Raw genomic sequence first — 15277 nt, 5'->3', positions numbered from 1 at the left:
TCGTGGGGCCCTCAGGGCCGAAAACGGGACGAAGGGGCAGTCCGCAAGCTGCGGACCGCCCCTTCGAGAAGAATGTTCGCCGTACTACTCCGCCGGAACGCCGGGGAGGATGTTGACGACCTTGCGACCACGACGCCGACCGAACTCGACCGAGCCGGCCGACAACGCGAAGAGCGTGTCGTCCCCACCGCGGCCAACGTTCGTGCCCGGGTGGAAGTGAGTGCCACGCTGGCGAACGATGATCTCGCCGGCGTTGACCAGCTGACCGCCGAAGCGCTTGACGCCGAGACGCTGTGAATTTGAATCGCGGCCATTCTTGGTAGAGGCTGCGCCCTTTTTGTGTGCCATGTGCTCAGTCCCCTACTTCTTGATCCCGGTGATCTTCACCTGGGTGTACTTCTGACGGTGACCCTGCCGCTTCTTGTAGCCGGTCTTGTTCTTGTACTTCTGGATGACGATCTTGGGGCCCTTGGACAGTCCCAGGACTTCAGCCGTCACCGTGATCTTGGCGAGCGAGTCAGCATCGGCCGTCACGGTGTCGCCGTCAACGAACAGCACGGCAGGCAGAGACAGCGTCTCGCCCTCGGACTGTGCGACCTTGTCGATCTGGATGACGTCGCCGACGGCTACCTTCTGCTGGTTACCGCCACTGCGGACGATTGCGTACACCACGGGATTCCTCACTCAATTCAGCTCTGGGGCACGATCCACCGGCGGGCGGGACGCGCAAGAACGGGGCGCAGAGCGCACCGAAGGACTAGTTTACGGAGCCTGACCCTCGCTGGTCAAAACGGGGGCGTCCCCGTCCTTCCCTGAAGTGCCAGAAGTCGTGCTTCCCGACGTGCCCGAGCCAGCCTGGGTCGTCGTGCCATCGGCGGCCTTGCGGGCCGACGAAGCGGGTTCGACTGCCGGTGGAGGGCCAGCAGGCTTGGAGGCCGACCCGCGCTTGCGGGTGGCCTTCTTGGCCGGGGCGACCGGTTCGGACCGTGCACCCTCGGGCGAGTCCGCCGAAACGGCTGGAGCGGCGTCGGGCTTGTCCTCGGACCTCGCGGGCGCCGCCTGAGCGGGCTTGGCGGGATCCTGCTGGCGGGCCTCTCTGTCGCCCGGCTTGGCGTCACCAGGCTTGGCGTCACCCGGCTTGGCATTGCCGCCACCCGCCTTGGACTGGCCGCCACGGTTGCCGTTGGCTCCGCCACCGTTGCCCTGGTTGCCACCGCCGGCTCGACCGCCGCGGTTCCCGCGGCGCTGCTCGTCCTTCTTCGGCTCGACTGGTGCGTCCTGAATCACTACGCCGCGGCCGTGGCAGTGGTCGCAGTCGGTGCTGAATGACTCGAGCAGGCCCGTCCCGATGCGCTTGCGCGTCATCTGAACCAGTCCGAGCGAGGTCACCTCGGCCACCTGGTGGCGAGTGCGGTCCCGTCCGAGGCACTCCACCAGACGGCGGAGCACCAGATCGCGGTTGCTCTCAAGCACCATGTCGATGAAGTCGACGACGATGATGCCGCCGATGTCGCGCAGCCGAAGCTGGCGCACGACCTCCTCGGCGGCCTCCAGATTGTTCTTCGTGACGGTCTCCTCGAGGTTGCCCCCGGAGCCGGTGTACTTGCCGGTGTTGACGTCGACGACCGTCATGGCCTCGGTGCGGTCGATGACCAACGAGCCGCCCGAGGGCAGGAAGACCTTTCGCTCCAGCGCTTTGTGGATCTGCTCGTCCAGGCGGTAGGTCGTGAAGGCGTCCCGACCGTCCTGGCTCTCGAACCGCTTGACCCGCTCGACCAGATCGGGAGCGACGTGGTCGATGTAGCCCTTGATCATGTCCCAGGCGTCGTCACCCTCGACGACGAGTCCCTGGAAGTCTTCGTTGAACAGATCGCGGACGACCTTGATCATCAGGTCGGGCTCGGAGTAGAGCAGCTCGGGCGCGTTGCCGGCCGCCACCTTGCCCTCAATGACTTCCCATCGAGCGGACAGCGCCGTGACATCGCGGGTCAGCTGGTCCTCGGTCGCGCCCTCTGCCGCGGTGCGCACGATGACGCCGGTGTTGTCCGGCAGCACATCCTTGAGGAGGGTCTTGAGCCGGGCGCGCTCGTTCTCGGGCAGCTTGCGCGAGATGCCACTGGTCTGCCCGCCTGGCACGAGGACGAGGAAACGGCCGGGCAGGCTGATCTGGCTGGTGAGTCGCGCGCCCTTCTGCCCGATGGGATCCTTCGAGACCTGTACGAGGATCGCCTGACCGGGCTTCAGCGCGTCCTCGATCTTGCGCTGTTTGCCGTTGCCGAGGGTCGTCCAGTCGACCTCACCTGCGTACAGGACGGCGTTGCGGCCTGCGCCGATGTCGACGAACGCAGCCTCCATGCTCGGCAGGACATTCTGCACCTTGCCGAGATAGACGTTGCCGATGATCGAGACCTGCGACTCGCGCGCCACATAGTGCTCGACCAGCACGTTGTCCTCGATGACCGCGATCTGCGTGTAGTCGTCCCGTTGGCGGACCACCATCTCGCGCTTGACCGACTCGCGACGCGCCAGGAACTCGGCCTCGGAGACGATCGGAGCGCGGCGGCGGCCAGCCTCGCGACCTTCACGGCGGCGCTGCTTCTTGGCCTCGAGTCGGGTCGAGCCCGTCACCCCGGTGATCTCATCCTCGGCAGTGCGTCCGTTGCGGACACGCACCACGGTGTTCTCGGGGTCGTCGGGCGAAGAGTCGGCACCTTCGCCGGCCCGAGCGCGGCGGCGGCGGCGACGGGTGCCGCCGTCTCCGTCGTCCTCGGTGTCGTCCCCTGCGTCGTCGTCGCTGGCGTCGTCGTTGTCGTTGTCGCCCTTGCGACGGCGGCGGCCTCCGCGGCTGCGGCGCCTGCGCTTCGGGCCGTCGGAGTCCTCGTCATCGTCGTCGTCGGAGTCAGCACTCACGTGGTCGGTGTCCGTCACGGGCTTGGGCCTCGCCGGGGCGTGCCCCGGCTCGGGAGCCTTGAACATCGCTGCGGTCGCAGAGACCGCAGTGGCCTCCGTGGTGGAGTCGTCGGTCTTGGATCCAGCCTTCTTGGCCGCAGTCTTCTTGGGCGGCGCCTGCTTGGCGGGCGCCTCCCCGGCCGGCTCAACCGTCTCGTCGTGCTCCTGAGCCTTGGTCGCGGCCTTGCGCGCCGGAGCCTTCTTGGCCGGCGCGTCCTCCGACCTGCTCGCTGAGGGAGTGGACTGCGGGGCAGCCGGGGCGGAGAAGCTCACAGCGGCGGGGGGTCCTGCCGGACGGCCAGCCGCGCGGCGGCGGGTCGAGGATGCTGTGGTGGGTTCGCCGGTGGTGTCGTTGTCGTCGAGCATCTGCTCTCCTTCGCCCGTGGCCGATCAAGATCGGCCGGGGCACGTCTGCGGCCCGACAAGCGGGCCTGAAGCCTTCGGTCAACCCCGGCGCCACGCGCCGGGGACTGACGACGAACTTTGGTCTGTCACATCAACTTCTCCACCCGCCGCCGCGGTCGGCACCCGGTCAGGATGCGTCGCGGTCGAAGGCAAGTGGATCGCCTACCGTGCCGTTGTCCGAGTCAAGGGGACCCTGGGCCAAGCGAGTCGCCAGAGGCGTCTGCCCGAGCTCGAGGCCACCGCTGGATCGGAGTCCGGCGAGAACGTCGTCTGGTCGCACTGACGGTGTGTCGTGTCGTACAACCACGGCAAGTATCGCACACGGACCCGCAGCGGTCGCTCCGGAACGCGCGGAAAGAGCGAGCACGGCGTCGCGGCAGTCGAGTGTCCGCAGGCCCCGTTTCATCATCCGCTCGATCAGGACCTCGTCGGTCGCGAGGAATCGCCTGACCGCGTCCTGGGCGTGTTCCACGACCACTCCCGGCAGCGCGATCTCCCAAGAGCTGGCCTGCAGCTGGTCTGCGAGGGAGCCCGACTTCGCCACCACGACGTCGACGATGTCCAGGCCGGGTGGCAGCGCCGCGTCGAGCGACGCTCGCACCTCATCGGCATCGCACGGGCGGGTCATGCCGATCTCGAGATACTCGGCCTCGCTCGCCGCCCCGGTCGGAGATGCGTTGGCGTACGAGATCTTGGGGTGGGGCGTAAACCCTGACGAGAAGCCGATCGGGATGCCCGCCCGCCGAACAGCCCGCTCGAACGCCCGGGCGAAGTCCCGGTGGCTCGTGAAGCGCAGGCGCCCACGCTTGGTGTATCGAATCCGAAGCTTCTGCACTATCGGCAGCTGCGGATTGGGGGCTTCGGGATTGGGGGTCCCCTCCAGGGTCGTCACCCGACGAGGCTACCTGTGCCAGTACAGAGTTGAATGGGGCCTCGTGAGCCTCATGCCCCGCACTCCGACCAGCGGGCGCCTCCTCGTCGCCGCCGCCATCGTGCTGCTCGCGCTCAACCTGCGAGTCGCCATCGGCAGCCTGGGAGTCGTGCTCAGCGCAGTCCGCGCGGACCTGGGCATGTCAACGGCTGTCGGCGGGATCGTCACCACCATCCCGGTCGTGTGCTTCGCGGTGTTCGGCGTCGGTGCCCACGGCGTCGTGAAGAGGCTGGGTCTGCACCGGACTGCGGCACTGGTGCTGACCATGCTGGCAATCGGCCTCGTCCTGCGAGCCCTGGCCGACTCCACGGCACTGTTCCTGGCGTGCACCACGTTCGCGCTGGCCGGAGCGGCGATGGGCAACATCATCCTTCCGCCACTGGTCAAGGCACACTTCCCTGACCGCATCGCCCTGATGAGTGCGCTGTACGGCGCTGCGCTGATGGCCGGGGCGACCCTCGGCTCGATCGCCACGGTTCCGCTGTCCGACGTATTCGGTGGATGGCGGCAGGGCCTCGGCCTGTGGGCCGCGCTCTGCTTCGTCGCTCTGCTGCCCTGGCTCGCCTTCCTGCGTAGCGACGTCAAGTCTGATCCGTCCGAAGGTCACCGCCTGCCACTGGGTCAGGTTTCACGATCACCCCTGACGTGGGCGATGGCCCTGCTGTTCGGCGCCCAGTCCGCAGGCGCCTACGCACAGTTCGGCTGGTTCCCCGAGATCCTGACCGATGCCGGTCTGAGTGACGCCCACGCCGGGGCGATGCTCGGCCTGCTCAGCGGAGTGGGGATTCCACTGACGCTGGGACTGCCGTGGCTCATGCGGATCATCGGGGACCGGCCAACGCTACCTTTGACCTTCGCGGTCCTGACGGCCGGCGGATGGCTCGGCGTGCTGCTGGCACCCACCACCGCGACCTGGCTCTGGGCCGTCCTCCTTGGCCTCGGTGGCGGCTCCTTCACGTGGACGCTGACCATGATCGGCAAACGTACCCGGACCACCGCCGGCACCACGACCCTGTCGGTCTTCACCCAGGGGCCGGGCTACCTGATCGCCGGGATCGGACCGCTCGGCGCCGGGATCCTGCACGACGTCACGGGCACCTGGACCACTTCGATCATCGGCTTGATCGGCCTGGCCGGAGTCATCGCCGTAGCGGGTTCGTTCGTCGCTCGGCCGGTGATGCTCGAGGACACCCTGAAACCCAGCTCTCGCGATCGGTGACGGGGTCGGCGCCCTAGACCACGCTGAGCGGCAGCAACGACCGCCCCGTCGGACCGATCTGGATCTCCGTGTCCATCTGCGGGCACACGCCACAGTCGAAGCATGGCGTCCAGCGGCAGTCCTCCACCTCGAGTGCTCCGTCCGGATTCAGCGAGTCCTGCCAGTCCTCCCAGAGCCAGTCCCGGTCGAGCCCGGCATCAAGGTGGTCCCAGGGCAGCACTTCGGCGTACTCGCGCTCACGGACGGTGTACCAGTCGAGGTCGACTGGCTCGTCGGCCAGTGCCACGGCAGCCTGCTCGGCCCACCGGTCGTACGAGAAGTGCTCGCTCCACCCGTCGAAGCGTCCACCGTCCCGCCACACCGCCTCGATGACCCGGCCGACCCGGCGGTCACCCCGCGAGAGGAGTCCTTCGATGGTCCCGGGTTTTCCATCGTGGTACCGGAAGCCGATCGCCTTGCCGTACCGCTTGTCGGCGCGGACGAAGTCCCGCAGCTTCTGCAATCGGGCATCGGTCGTCTCGTGGTCGAGCTGCGAGGCCCACTGGAAAGGGGTGTGCGGCTTGGGCACGAAGCCGCCGATCGAGACGGTGCAGCGGATGTCATGCCGCCCCGACACCTCGCGGCCGGTCTGGATGACCCGCTTCGCGAGCTCGCCGATCTGCATCACGTCCTCGTCGGTCTCGGTCGGAAGCCCGCACATGAAGTAGAGCTTGACCTGGCGCCAGCCGTGAGAGTAAGCGGCGGCGACGGTGCGAATGAGGTCGTCCTCAGTCACCATCTTGTTGATGACCTTGCGAAGCCGCTCGCTGCCCCCCTCAGGGGCGAAGGTCAGGCCCGAGCGACGACCGTTGCGGCTGAACTCGTTGGCCAGGGTGATGTTGAACGCATCGACCCGGGTCGACGGCAAGGACAATGACGTGTTGGTGCCCTCGTAGCGGTCACCCAGCTGCTTGGCGACCTCGCCTATCTCGGTGTGATCGGCGCTCGACAGACTCAGCAGGCCCACCTCTTCGAAGCCGGTCTTGTCCAGCCCGTTCTGGACCATCGCGCCGATGCCCTCGATCGAGCGCTCCCGCACCGGACGCGTGATCATGCCGGCCTGGCAGAAGCGACAGCCGCGCGTGCAGCCGCGGAAGATCTCGACACTGAACCGCTCGTGCACGGTCTCCGCCAACGGAACCAGCGGGTTCTTCGGATACGGCCAGGCGTCGAGGTCCATCAAGGTGTGCTTGGCGACCCGCCACGGCACACCGGGACGATTCGGCACGATGCGCTGGATTCGGCCATCCGGCAGATAGTTGACGTCGTAGAACTTGGGCACGTAGACCCCGCCGCTCTTGGCAAGCCGAAGCAGGACCTCGTCCCGGCCCCCGGGTCGTCCCTCCGCCTTCCACTCGCGCACGACCTCGCTGATCGCGAGCACGATCTCCTCACCGTCGCCGAGCACTGCGGCGTCGAGAAAGTCCGCGATGGGCTCTGGATTGAACGCCGAGTGCCCCCCAGCGATCACGATCGGGTCATCGTCGCCACGGTCGACGGCGTGCAGCGGCATCCCGGCGAGGTCGATCGCGGTGAGGAAGTTGGTGTAGCCGAGCTCGGTCGAGAACGAGATGCCCAGCAGGTCGAACGCCCGAACCGGACGGTGTGCATCGACCGTGAACTGGGGGATGTCGTTGTCCCGCATGACTTTTTCCATGTCGGCGAACACGGCGTAGGTTCGCTCGGCCAGAATCCAGTCGCGCTCGTTGAGCACCTCGTACAGGATCTGGACGCCCTGGTTGGGAAGTCCGACCTCGTAGGCGTCGGGATACATCAGCGCCCAGCGCACCTCCGCGGAGTCCCACTCCTTGCTCGTCGCGTTGAGCTCACCGCCGACGTACTGGATCGGCTTGCTGATCGACGGCAGCAGCGGTTCGAGGCGGGGGAAGACGGAGTCGACGGACATGTCACCAAGGGTAACGACCTAGGCTTCACCCGTGAGACGACGCCAGCGCCTGACCCCACCCTTCAGCGTCACGTACGTGCCGTTGTCGACCGATGACTCACTCGATCAGACGCTGACGATCATCAACAACACCGACACCTCGGTGCGACCCACGCTGCGGTTCACAGCCCGCAATGCCTACGGCACCGAACTGCCGCACGTCAGCACGATCGGTGTGAACCAGACCCACGTGGGCGGCGCCCTGCTTCCGGCCGGCGGGACCCTCGTCGACATCCTGCGCTTCGACGGACAGGGCGCCCGGCTGGTCAGCGGTGTCGACGTCCAGCTCGCCGAGGTGGAGGAGTCCGATCACCAGGCCCTGGAGCAGGACGTCCGGACCGTCATGATCGACCTCGAGCAGAAGGCGACTGCCGACCCGGAGGACTTCTGGGGCATCGGCGTGGTCAACCCCAATCCGTTCGGCGTGACGATGAGGGTCTCCCTGGTCCGTCTGGAGGATCGCGAACGCAGCTATCCCCGCCAGGTCGTCGACGTGGTCGAGCTGCAGGAGGACGTCGACATGGCGTCGGTGTCGAACCACGTCATCTGGTTGCCGGAGGACGTCCGCGGCCAGTTCCACGGAGTCGTGCACCGACTCGTTCCGCCCACCTTGGCCTGAGCCCCCCTGCTCGCAGCGCTCGGTGTCGATTGCTCGCAGCGCTCGGTGTCGATTGCCGGGTCCGGCCGCCGTCAGGCCAGGTTCGGGAACCAGAGCGCGATCTCGCGCTCCGAGGACTCCTCGGAGTCCGAGGCGTGCACGAGGTTCTCGCGGTTCGACAGCGACAGGTCTCCCCGGATCGTGCCCGGTGCCGCCTGCCGACCGTCCGTCACACCGTTGAGCTGTCGGACGACCGAGATGGCCTCGTCACCCTCCAGCACCAGCGCGACGAGCGGACCGGAGATCGCGAAGGCCCGCAGCGGCGGATACCACGGCTGCTCGACGTGCTCGGCATAGTGCGCATCGGCCTGCGCCGAGTCGATCGTGCGCTGCTCCAGCGCCACGATCTGCAGCCCCTTGGACTCGAAGCGGGACAGGATCTGGCCCACCAGCCCCCGGCGGACACCGTCAGGCTTGATCAGGACAAGAGTGCGTTGGGACATGGCGCGACCCTATCGCGGGCCGCCCGTTCAGCCGCTCAGGCCTCCCCCGCCTCCTCGGCCCATCTGGCCTTGTCCGCCTCGATTCGGCGACCGAGAAGGTAGGCGCCGAACCACAGCGCCGCGAACATCGCGCCGACGAAGAACATGACCGGCACGAGGAAGCCCAACGCGACAGCACCGACCTGGATGGCGTGCCCGACGAGGTAGGCCGCTGGCCGGCGGAGGGCACCGGCGGTCACGATGCAGAGCAGTGCCAGCCCCAGACCCGTGACCACGGCGACGGGCGTGCTGACGTCCTCGACCGAGATCATGACCGGAACGGCCAGCGCCAGGATGATCGCCTCGAGGGTCAGCATCGCGGCGCACATGCCTCTCACTGGGGCTTCCCTCCGAAGAGCACCCGAGCCTCGCCGGCCGTCACGACCGATCCGGCCACCAGCACTCCGCCGCTGCCCATCGCGTCCTCGTTCCCCTCGGCGGAATCGGCCATCGCGACTGCCTGCTCGAGAGCGTCGTCGAGCCGGTCTGCGACGATGACGCGCTCCGCGCCGAAGATGTCTTCGGCAATCTCGGCCAGCTCAGCAGCCGGCATCGCGCGAGGCGTGCTGCTCTGGGTGCACACGATCTCAGCCATGACCGGCTCGAAGATCCGAAGGACCTCCTCGACGTCCTTGTCGGCCATCATGCCGACGACACCGATCAACGGACTGAACGTGAACGCGTCCCGCACTGCTTCAACTGTCGCGTGCGCCCCATGGGGGTTGTGCGCGGCGTCGAGCAGCACCGTCGGGCTGCGGCGCACCACCTCGAGCCGCCCCGGGGAGGTGACCTGGGCGAACGCCGCGCGCACAAGATCGGGGTCGAGCTCCTTGCTCCCGGTGAAAGCCTCGACCGCGGCCAGCGCGTAGGCCGCGTTGTGGGCCTGATGCGCTCCGTGCAGCGGCAGGAAGATGTCGGAGTACGCGGCCGCCACGCCCTGCAGGTCGATCTGCTGACCCCCGACGGCCGTGGTGCGGTGGTTGACTCCGAAGTCCACCCCCTCGCGCAGCGCGATCGCCCCAACGTCAACCGCTCGGCGCATCAGGACGTCCATCACGGCGTCCTCCTGCTGCGCGACCACGACGTGCGACCCGGGTTTGATGATCCCGGACTTCTCGACGGCGATGACCTCGGGGCGGTCACCGAGGTAGCGCTCGTGGTCGACACCGATCGGGGTGATGACCGCGACCTGTCCGTCGGCGACGTTGGTGGCGTCCCACGAGCCGCCCATCCCGACCTCGATGACAGCCGCGTCGACCGGTGCGTCCGCGAACGCCGCGAACGCCATCGTCGTGATCATCTCGAAGTAGGACAGCGGATGAGCCGCAGAGTCGTCGACGATCTGCGCGTACGCCGCAACGTCGGCGAAGGCGTCCACGAAAAGTGATTCCGAGAGAGGCTCGCCGTCGAGGCAGATCCGCTCGGTCATCGACTGCAGGTGCGGGCTGGTGAAGCGTCCGGTGCGCAGATCCAGTGCGCGCAGCAGCGCATCGATCATGCGGCTGGTCGACGTCTTGCCGTTCGTGCCGGTCAGGTGGATCACCGGATAGGCGTGCTGCGGATCGCCCAGCAGACGGCAGAGCGCGGCGATCCGGTCGAGGGACGGCTCGAGACGGCTCTCGGGCCACCGGCCGAGAAGCGCGCGCTCGACCTCCGCGTACGTAGGTGTCATCACGCACCATTGTCGCAGCAGGTCAGGGCCGCCCCAGGATCGCCACCCGTGGTGGGTTTGCTGGTGGGTTTGCCCGCTGGTGCTCGGGACACCGCGATTTTTCCTGACCGTCCGGTTCATTGTGTGGGAGCGCGGTGCAATGATCAGCAGACGGTCTGATGATCGATTGCGTCAGCCGAAGAGAGAGCGCAGGATGTCATGAATCGCAGCGTCGCCGGCTGGGTCACCCACCACTGGGCCAAATGGGTCGTTCTGGTCCTCTCGCTCATCGTCATCATGGGCGCCGGATCACTCGGCGCCAAGCTGACCAGCGTTCAGGACAACAACATCGCCTCGTGGCTGCCGGGCGACGCCGAGTCCACCAAGGTCATCCAGCAGGCGGCACAGTTCTCGGACCCCGATGCGATCCCGGCTGTCGTGCTGTACGTGCGCGACTCAGGGATTACCCCGGCCGATCTCGACCAGGCCAGGAAGGACAGCGCCGCGATCGCGATGATCACCGGCATCACCGACGTCGCAGCCCCACCCATCCCGTCCGAGGACGGCAAGGCCGCCCAGGTGATCGTCACGATCAACATGGGCAGCGAAGGATGGGACAAGCTTCCCGGCATCGTCGACGAGATGAAGGGGATCGCCAAGGACAACAACGGTCTCGACGTGCAGATCGCCGGTCCGGCCGCGTTGGGCGCTGACCAGGCCAAGGCGTTCTCCGGCATCGACGGAATCCTGCTCCTGTCGGCACTGGTGATCGTGTTCGTGATCCTGCTGATCACCTACCGCAGCCTCCAGCTCGCGGTCCTGTTCCTGCTGTGTGGCGTCGGTGCGGTGTTCACCGCCCAAGGCGTGGTCTACCTGCTGGCGAAGTACGGAGGCCTGACCGTCAACGGCCAGAGTGCCGGCATCCTCAGCGTCCTGGTGCTGGGTGCAGGCGTGGACTACGCCCTGTTGCTGGTGGCCCGCTACCGCGAGGAGCTGCACAACTACGAGGACCGCCACGAAGCCATGCGGCATGCGCTGCACCGCGCCGCGCCAGCAGTGATCGCCAGCGGCGCGACCGTCATCATCGGCCTGCTGTGCCTGCTGTTCGCCCAGATGAACTCGACCAGCAGCCTGGGTCCGGTCGGCGCGGCCGGCATCGCCATGGCGCTCCTGGTCATGCTGATCATGCTTCCGGCGTTGCTGGTGATCGTCGGCCGGTGGATCTTCTGGCCGTTCGTGCCGCGCTTCGGCGATCCGATCAAGAGCGAGACGGGAATGTGGTCGAAGGTCGGTCGACGTATAGCCAAGCGGCCGCGCGTCGTCTGGATCACCACGAGCCTGGTTCTGGTCGGACTCACGCTCGGCATCGCTCAGCTCGGAGCCAACGGTCTCACCAACGAGGAGAGCTTCACCAAGGCGCAGCCGTCGGTCGCCGCCGAGAAGACCTTGTCTGAGCACTTTCCCGGTGGCGCCGGTTCTCCGATCGCGGTCGTCACGAAGACCGACCAGGCCGATGCGGTGAGGCAGGCGCTCAGCAGCGTCGAGGGAATCGAACCGTCGTCGGTTCAGATCAAGGGCGAAGCCGGCGGCACCTCCTACCTGGAGGGGACCCTGACGTCGAAACCGGACTCGGCCGCGGCATTCGACACCGTCGACGCGGCCCGAGTGGCGGTGCATGCCGTGCCAGGTGCCGATGGCCTGGTCGGCGGCAACACCGCGATCAACAAGGACGTTCAACAAGCGTCCTCGGCCGACAACAGGCTGATCATCCCGATCATCCTGCTCGTCGTCCTGCTCGTGCTGGCCGTGCTGCTGCGGTCCATCGCCGCTCCGGCCCTGCTGCTGGTCACCGTCGTCCTGTCCTTCGGCGCCGCGCTCGGCATCAGCGGCCTGGTGTTCCACCACGTGTTCGACTTCGCGGGGGCTGACTCCTCGTTCCCCCTGTTCGCCTTCGTCTTCCTCGTCGCCCTGGGCATCGACTACAACATCTTCCTGATGACCCGGGTGCGCGAGGAGTCGCTCAAGTACGGCACTCGACGCGGGGCGCTGATCGGACTGGGTGCGACCGGAGGGGTCATCACGTCCGCCGGATTCGTGCTGGCCGGCACCTTCGCGGCACTCGCGACGCTGCCCATCGTGTTCCTGGCCGAGCTGGGCTTCGCCGTAGCGGTGGGGGTCCTCCTCGACACGATCATCGTCCGCTCCGTGCTGGTCACGGCCCTCAACCTGGACGTAGGCAGACACATCTGGTGGCCGAGCAAACTGGCTCAACAGGAGGACGTACCGCTCGATCAACCCGGGCACGGGCCGATCCGGTCCACGATCGACGCCTAGGACCGCAGCGACGTCGCAGGCACCCCGGGTGGCCTCGACGCCGATGCCCGGGTCGCAAGCCCCCCCGCCTAGACTTGTCCGTTGTGAACACCGTCCCGGAAAAGCCCGTCCTCGAAGGTCTTGAAGCCACCTGGTCCGCCCGTTGGGCCGAGCGGGGAACGTACGCGTTCGACCGCACCAAGACGCGCGAACAGATCTACTCGATCGACACTCCTCCGCCGACGGTCTCCGGCTCGCTGCACGTTGGGCACGTGTTCTCCTACACCCACACCGACCTGATCGCGCGCTACCAGCGCATGCAGGGCAAGGAGGTGTTCTACCCCATGGGGTGGGACGACAACGGGCTGCCGACCGAGCGCCGGGTGCAGAACTACTTCGGCGTGCGGTGCGATCCCTCGCTGCCCTACGAGCCGGGTTACACGCCGCCGGAGAAGCCAGATCCCAAGAAGCAGGTGGCGGTCAGCCGGCGCAACTTCGTCGAGCTGTGCAACGAGCTGGTCGAGGAGGACGAGAAGGTCTTCGAACAGCTGTGGCGCACGCTGGGACTGAGCGTCGACTGGGCGCAGAAATACACCACGATCGGCGATGAGTCGCAGGTCGTGTCACAGCTCGCCTTCCTGCGCAACGTCGCACGTGGCGAGGCATATCAGCAGGACGCTCCGACCCTGTGGGACGTGACCTACCAGACCGCCGTCGCCCAGGCAGAGCTCGAGGCGAGGGAGTACCCCGGCGCCTACCATCGGGTGGCCTTCCACGGCGACAACGCTCCGGTCATCATCGAGACGACCCGGCCCGAGCTGATCGCCGCCTGTGTGGCACTGATCGCGCACCCCGATGACGAGCGCTACCAACCGTTGTTCGGCACGACCGTGACCTCCCCGCTGTACGGGGTCGAGGTACCGGTCGTGGCCCATCCGGCAGCCGATCCGGACAAGGGATCGGGCATCGTCATGTCCTGCACGTTCGGTGATCTGACCGACGTCCAGTGGTGGCGCGAGCTGCAGCTGCCCAACCGGACGATCATCGGCCGTGACGGGCGCGTGCTGCGCGACACGCCGGACTGGATCAGGCCTGAGGGCGCCGACCACTACGCCGACATCGCCGGCAAGACGACCTTCTCGGCCCGCGAGGCGGTCGTGGGCGCACTGCGCGAGACCGGCGACCTCGACGGTGAACCGGCGCCGACGCAGCGCATGGCCAATTTCTACGAGCGCGGTGACAAGCCGCTGGAGATCGTCTCGACCCGTCAGTGGTACCTGACCAACGGCGGCCGTAGTGCCGACCTGCGCGGTGAGCTCGTGGCACGTGGCGACCAGATCGACTGGGTCCCGGCCTACATGCAGTCCCGCCTGACCAACTGGATCGAGGGGCTGAATGGCGACTGGCTGGTCTCACGCCAGCGATTCTTCGGGATCCCGTTTCCGGTCTGGTACCGACTCGGCGCAGATGGCGAGCCCGACTATGACGATCCGATTCTGGCAGCCGAGGACACCCTGCCGGTCGACCCGGCATCGCAGGTCCCGCCCGGTTTCGCAGAGGCTCAGCGCGGTGAGCCCGGTGGATTCGCCGCCGACCCCGACATCCTCGACACGTGGGCCACCTCCTCGCTCACGCCTCAGATCGTCTGTGGATGGGAGCGCGACCCGGATCTGTTCGAGCGAACCTTCCCGATGGACCTTCGACCTCAGGGCCACGACATCATTCGAACGTGGTTGTTCTCCTCGATCGTCCGCAGTCACCTCGAGCACGGTGTGGCGCCGTGGAGGCACGCAGCGCTGTCGGGCTTCGTCGTGGACCCCGATCGCAAGAAGATGAGCAAGTCCAAGGGGAACGTCGTGGTGCCCGACGAGATCCTCACGAAGTACGGCGCCGACGCGGTGCGGTGGCGTGCCGCCGGTGCGCGGCCGGGTGCGGACTCCCCCTTCGACGAGGCACAGATGAAGATCGGTCGACGCCTCGCGATGAAGGTCCTCAACGCCAGCAAGTTCGTGCTGGCCGCCGAGGAGTCCTACGGGCTGGGGGCCGATGCGACCCATCTCGATGCTTCGAGGGTCACCGAACCGGTCGACCTGTCGATGCTCAGCCGCCTGCGCACGGTCGTCGACGAGGCGACCGCGCGTTTCCAGGAGTACGACTACGCAACCGCGCTCGAGGTCTCGGAACGATTCTTCTGGGACTTCTGCGACGACTACCTCGAGCTGGTCAAGGAGCGGTCCCGTCGCGACGATGCCGCTGGAGCATCGGCCAAGAGCGCCTTCGTCCTGGCTCTGTCGGTGCAGCTGCGCCTGCTGGCGCCGTTCCTGCCCTACGTCACCGAAGAGGTCTGGTCGTGGTGGCAGGAGGGCTCGATCCATCACGCCAGCTGGCCGGTCAACGACGTCGACCTGACGACCGGCGAACAGGATCCCGCGGTGCTCACCTCGGCTGCCTCGGTGCTGGCGGACATCCGCGGCGCCAAGTCGATCGCCAAGGTCAGCCAGAAGACCGAGATCCGCAGCCTGCGGATCAGCGCCGGTCAGGCCGACATCGACCTCGTGCGTCTCGCGATGGCCGATGTGCTCGCCGCCGGACGAGTCGTCGCCGAGCCCACGTACGTCGTCGACGAACAGATCGACGGATTCGCGGTCGAGGCCATCGCCGCCGGGGACTGACTCGGGTCAGGCC

The 15277-nt window shown here is 67.3% G+C and carries 12 protein-coding genes; 4 read left to right on the top strand and 8 right to left on the bottom strand.

Going from position 1 to position 15277, the window contains the following annotated elements:
- Positions 1 to 84: 84 nt before the first annotated feature.
- From rpmA to WB461_RS11955, 4 genes are all read right to left on the bottom strand, one after another.
- A complete protein-coding gene (rpmA, locus tag WB461_RS11970) occupies positions 85 to 348 on the bottom strand; it encodes a 50S ribosomal protein L27 (RefSeq protein WP_118394833.1) in 264 nt (87 codons plus the stop codon).
- A 12-nt stretch (positions 349 to 360) separates the two neighbouring features.
- Positions 361 to 669 carry a 50S ribosomal protein L21 gene (gene rplU / locus WB461_RS11965; protein WP_423852952.1) on the bottom strand — a complete coding sequence of 103 codons (309 nt, stop codon included), beginning with the start codon at positions 667 to 669 and terminating at the stop codon, positions 361 to 363.
- A gap of 93 nt (positions 670 to 762) precedes the next feature.
- Entirely contained in the window at positions 763 to 3315 is a 2553-nt protein-coding gene (locus WB461_RS11960) for an Rne/Rng family ribonuclease (protein WP_423852951.1), read from the bottom strand.
- A gap of 166 nt (positions 3316 to 3481) precedes the next feature.
- A complete protein-coding gene (locus WB461_RS11955; RefSeq protein ID WP_423852950.1) occupies positions 3482 to 4246 on the bottom strand; it encodes a TIGR03936 family radical SAM-associated protein in 765 nt (254 codons plus the stop codon).
- 52 nt (positions 4247 to 4298) lie between these two features.
- Between WB461_RS11955 and WB461_RS11950 the strand changes: the two genes are divergently transcribed.
- Positions 4299 to 5504: a CynX/NimT family MFS transporter gene (locus WB461_RS11950; protein ID WP_423852973.1), complete on the top strand. Its 1206-nt coding sequence runs from the start codon at positions 4299 to 4301 to the stop codon at positions 5502 to 5504.
- A 13-nt stretch (positions 5505 to 5517) separates the two neighbouring features.
- Here WB461_RS11950 and WB461_RS11945 read toward each other — a convergent pair whose 3' ends face one another.
- Entirely contained in the window at positions 5518 to 7449 is a 1932-nt protein-coding gene (locus WB461_RS11945) for a TIGR03960 family B12-binding radical SAM protein (RefSeq protein ID WP_423852949.1), read from the bottom strand.
- Between the two features lie 31 nt (positions 7450 to 7480).
- Here WB461_RS11945 and WB461_RS11940 point away from each other — a divergent pair, with 31 nt between their 5' ends.
- Positions 7481 to 8107, top strand: coding sequence for a hypothetical protein (locus WB461_RS11940; protein WP_423852948.1), 627 nt, complete (start codon positions 7481 to 7483; stop codon positions 8105 to 8107).
- Positions 8108 to 8178: 71 nt separating this feature from the next.
- Here WB461_RS11940 and ndk read toward each other — a convergent pair whose 3' ends face one another.
- Genes ndk through WB461_RS11925 form a run of 3 tightly spaced genes read right to left on the bottom strand, consistent with a single transcriptional unit; the run spans position 8179 to position 10300 of the window.
- On the bottom strand, positions 8179 to 8589 hold the full coding sequence (ndk, locus tag WB461_RS11935; protein ID WP_423852947.1) for a nucleoside-diphosphate kinase: 411 nt from the start codon (positions 8587 to 8589) through the stop codon (positions 8179 to 8181).
- Between the two features lie 35 nt (positions 8590 to 8624).
- Entirely contained in the window at positions 8625 to 8957 is a 333-nt protein-coding gene (locus WB461_RS11930) for a DUF4233 domain-containing protein (RefSeq protein ID WP_423852972.1), read from the bottom strand.
- Positions 8958 to 8962: 5 nt separating this feature from the next.
- On the bottom strand, positions 8963 to 10300 hold the full coding sequence (locus tag WB461_RS11925; RefSeq protein WP_423852946.1) for a bifunctional folylpolyglutamate synthase/dihydrofolate synthase: 1338 nt from the start codon (positions 10298 to 10300) through the stop codon (positions 8963 to 8965).
- A gap of 198 nt (positions 10301 to 10498) precedes the next feature.
- Between WB461_RS11925 and WB461_RS11920 the strand changes: the two genes are divergently transcribed.
- Both WB461_RS11920 and valS read left to right on the top strand, forming a co-directional pair.
- A complete protein-coding gene (locus WB461_RS11920) occupies positions 10499 to 12613 on the top strand; it encodes an MMPL family transporter (protein WP_423852945.1) in 2115 nt (704 codons plus the stop codon).
- 74 nt (positions 12614 to 12687) lie between these two features.
- Complete coding sequence (valS, locus tag WB461_RS11915; RefSeq protein ID WP_423852944.1) at positions 12688 to 15264, top strand: valine--tRNA ligase; 2577 nt, start codon at positions 12688 to 12690, stop codon at positions 15262 to 15264.
- Positions 15265 to 15277 lie beyond the last annotated feature (13 nt).

This window comes from Aeromicrobium sp. (genome assembly GCF_049587115.1).
GTDB lineage: Bacteria > Actinomycetota > Actinomycetes > Propionibacteriales > Nocardioidaceae > Aeromicrobium.
The sequence above is the reverse complement of the archived record's forward strand: the minus strand, read 5'-3'. Positions and strand labels throughout refer to the sequence as shown.

Excerpts from the sequence above, each read along its gene's own strand:
- rpmA (WP_118394833.1), bottom strand. The coding sequence starts at position 348 with ATGGCACACAAAAAGGGCGCAGCCTCTACCAAGAATGGCCGCGATTCA.
- WB461_RS11960 (WP_423852951.1), bottom strand. The coding sequence starts at position 3,315 with ATGCTCGACGACAACGACACCACCGGCGAACCCACCACAGCATCCTCG.
- WB461_RS11950 (WP_423852973.1), top strand. The coding sequence starts at position 4,299 with ATGCCCCGCACTCCGACCAGCGGGCGCCTCCTCGTCGCCGCCGCCATC.
- WB461_RS11945 (WP_423852949.1), bottom strand. The coding sequence starts at position 7,449 with ATGTCCGTCGACTCCGTCTTCCCCCGCCTCGAACCGCTGCTGCCGTCG.
- ndk (WP_423852947.1), bottom strand. The coding sequence starts at position 8,589 with ATGTCCCAACGCACTCTTGTCCTGATCAAGCCTGACGGTGTCCGCCGG.
- WB461_RS11930 (WP_423852972.1), bottom strand. The coding sequence starts at position 8,957 with ATGTGCGCCGCGATGCTGACCCTCGAGGCGATCATCCTGGCGCTGGCC.
- WB461_RS11925 (WP_423852946.1), bottom strand. The coding sequence starts at position 10,300 with ATGACACCTACGTACGCGGAGGTCGAGCGCGCGCTTCTCGGCCGGTGG.
- WB461_RS11920 (WP_423852945.1), top strand. The coding sequence starts at position 10,499 with ATGAATCGCAGCGTCGCCGGCTGGGTCACCCACCACTGGGCCAAATGG.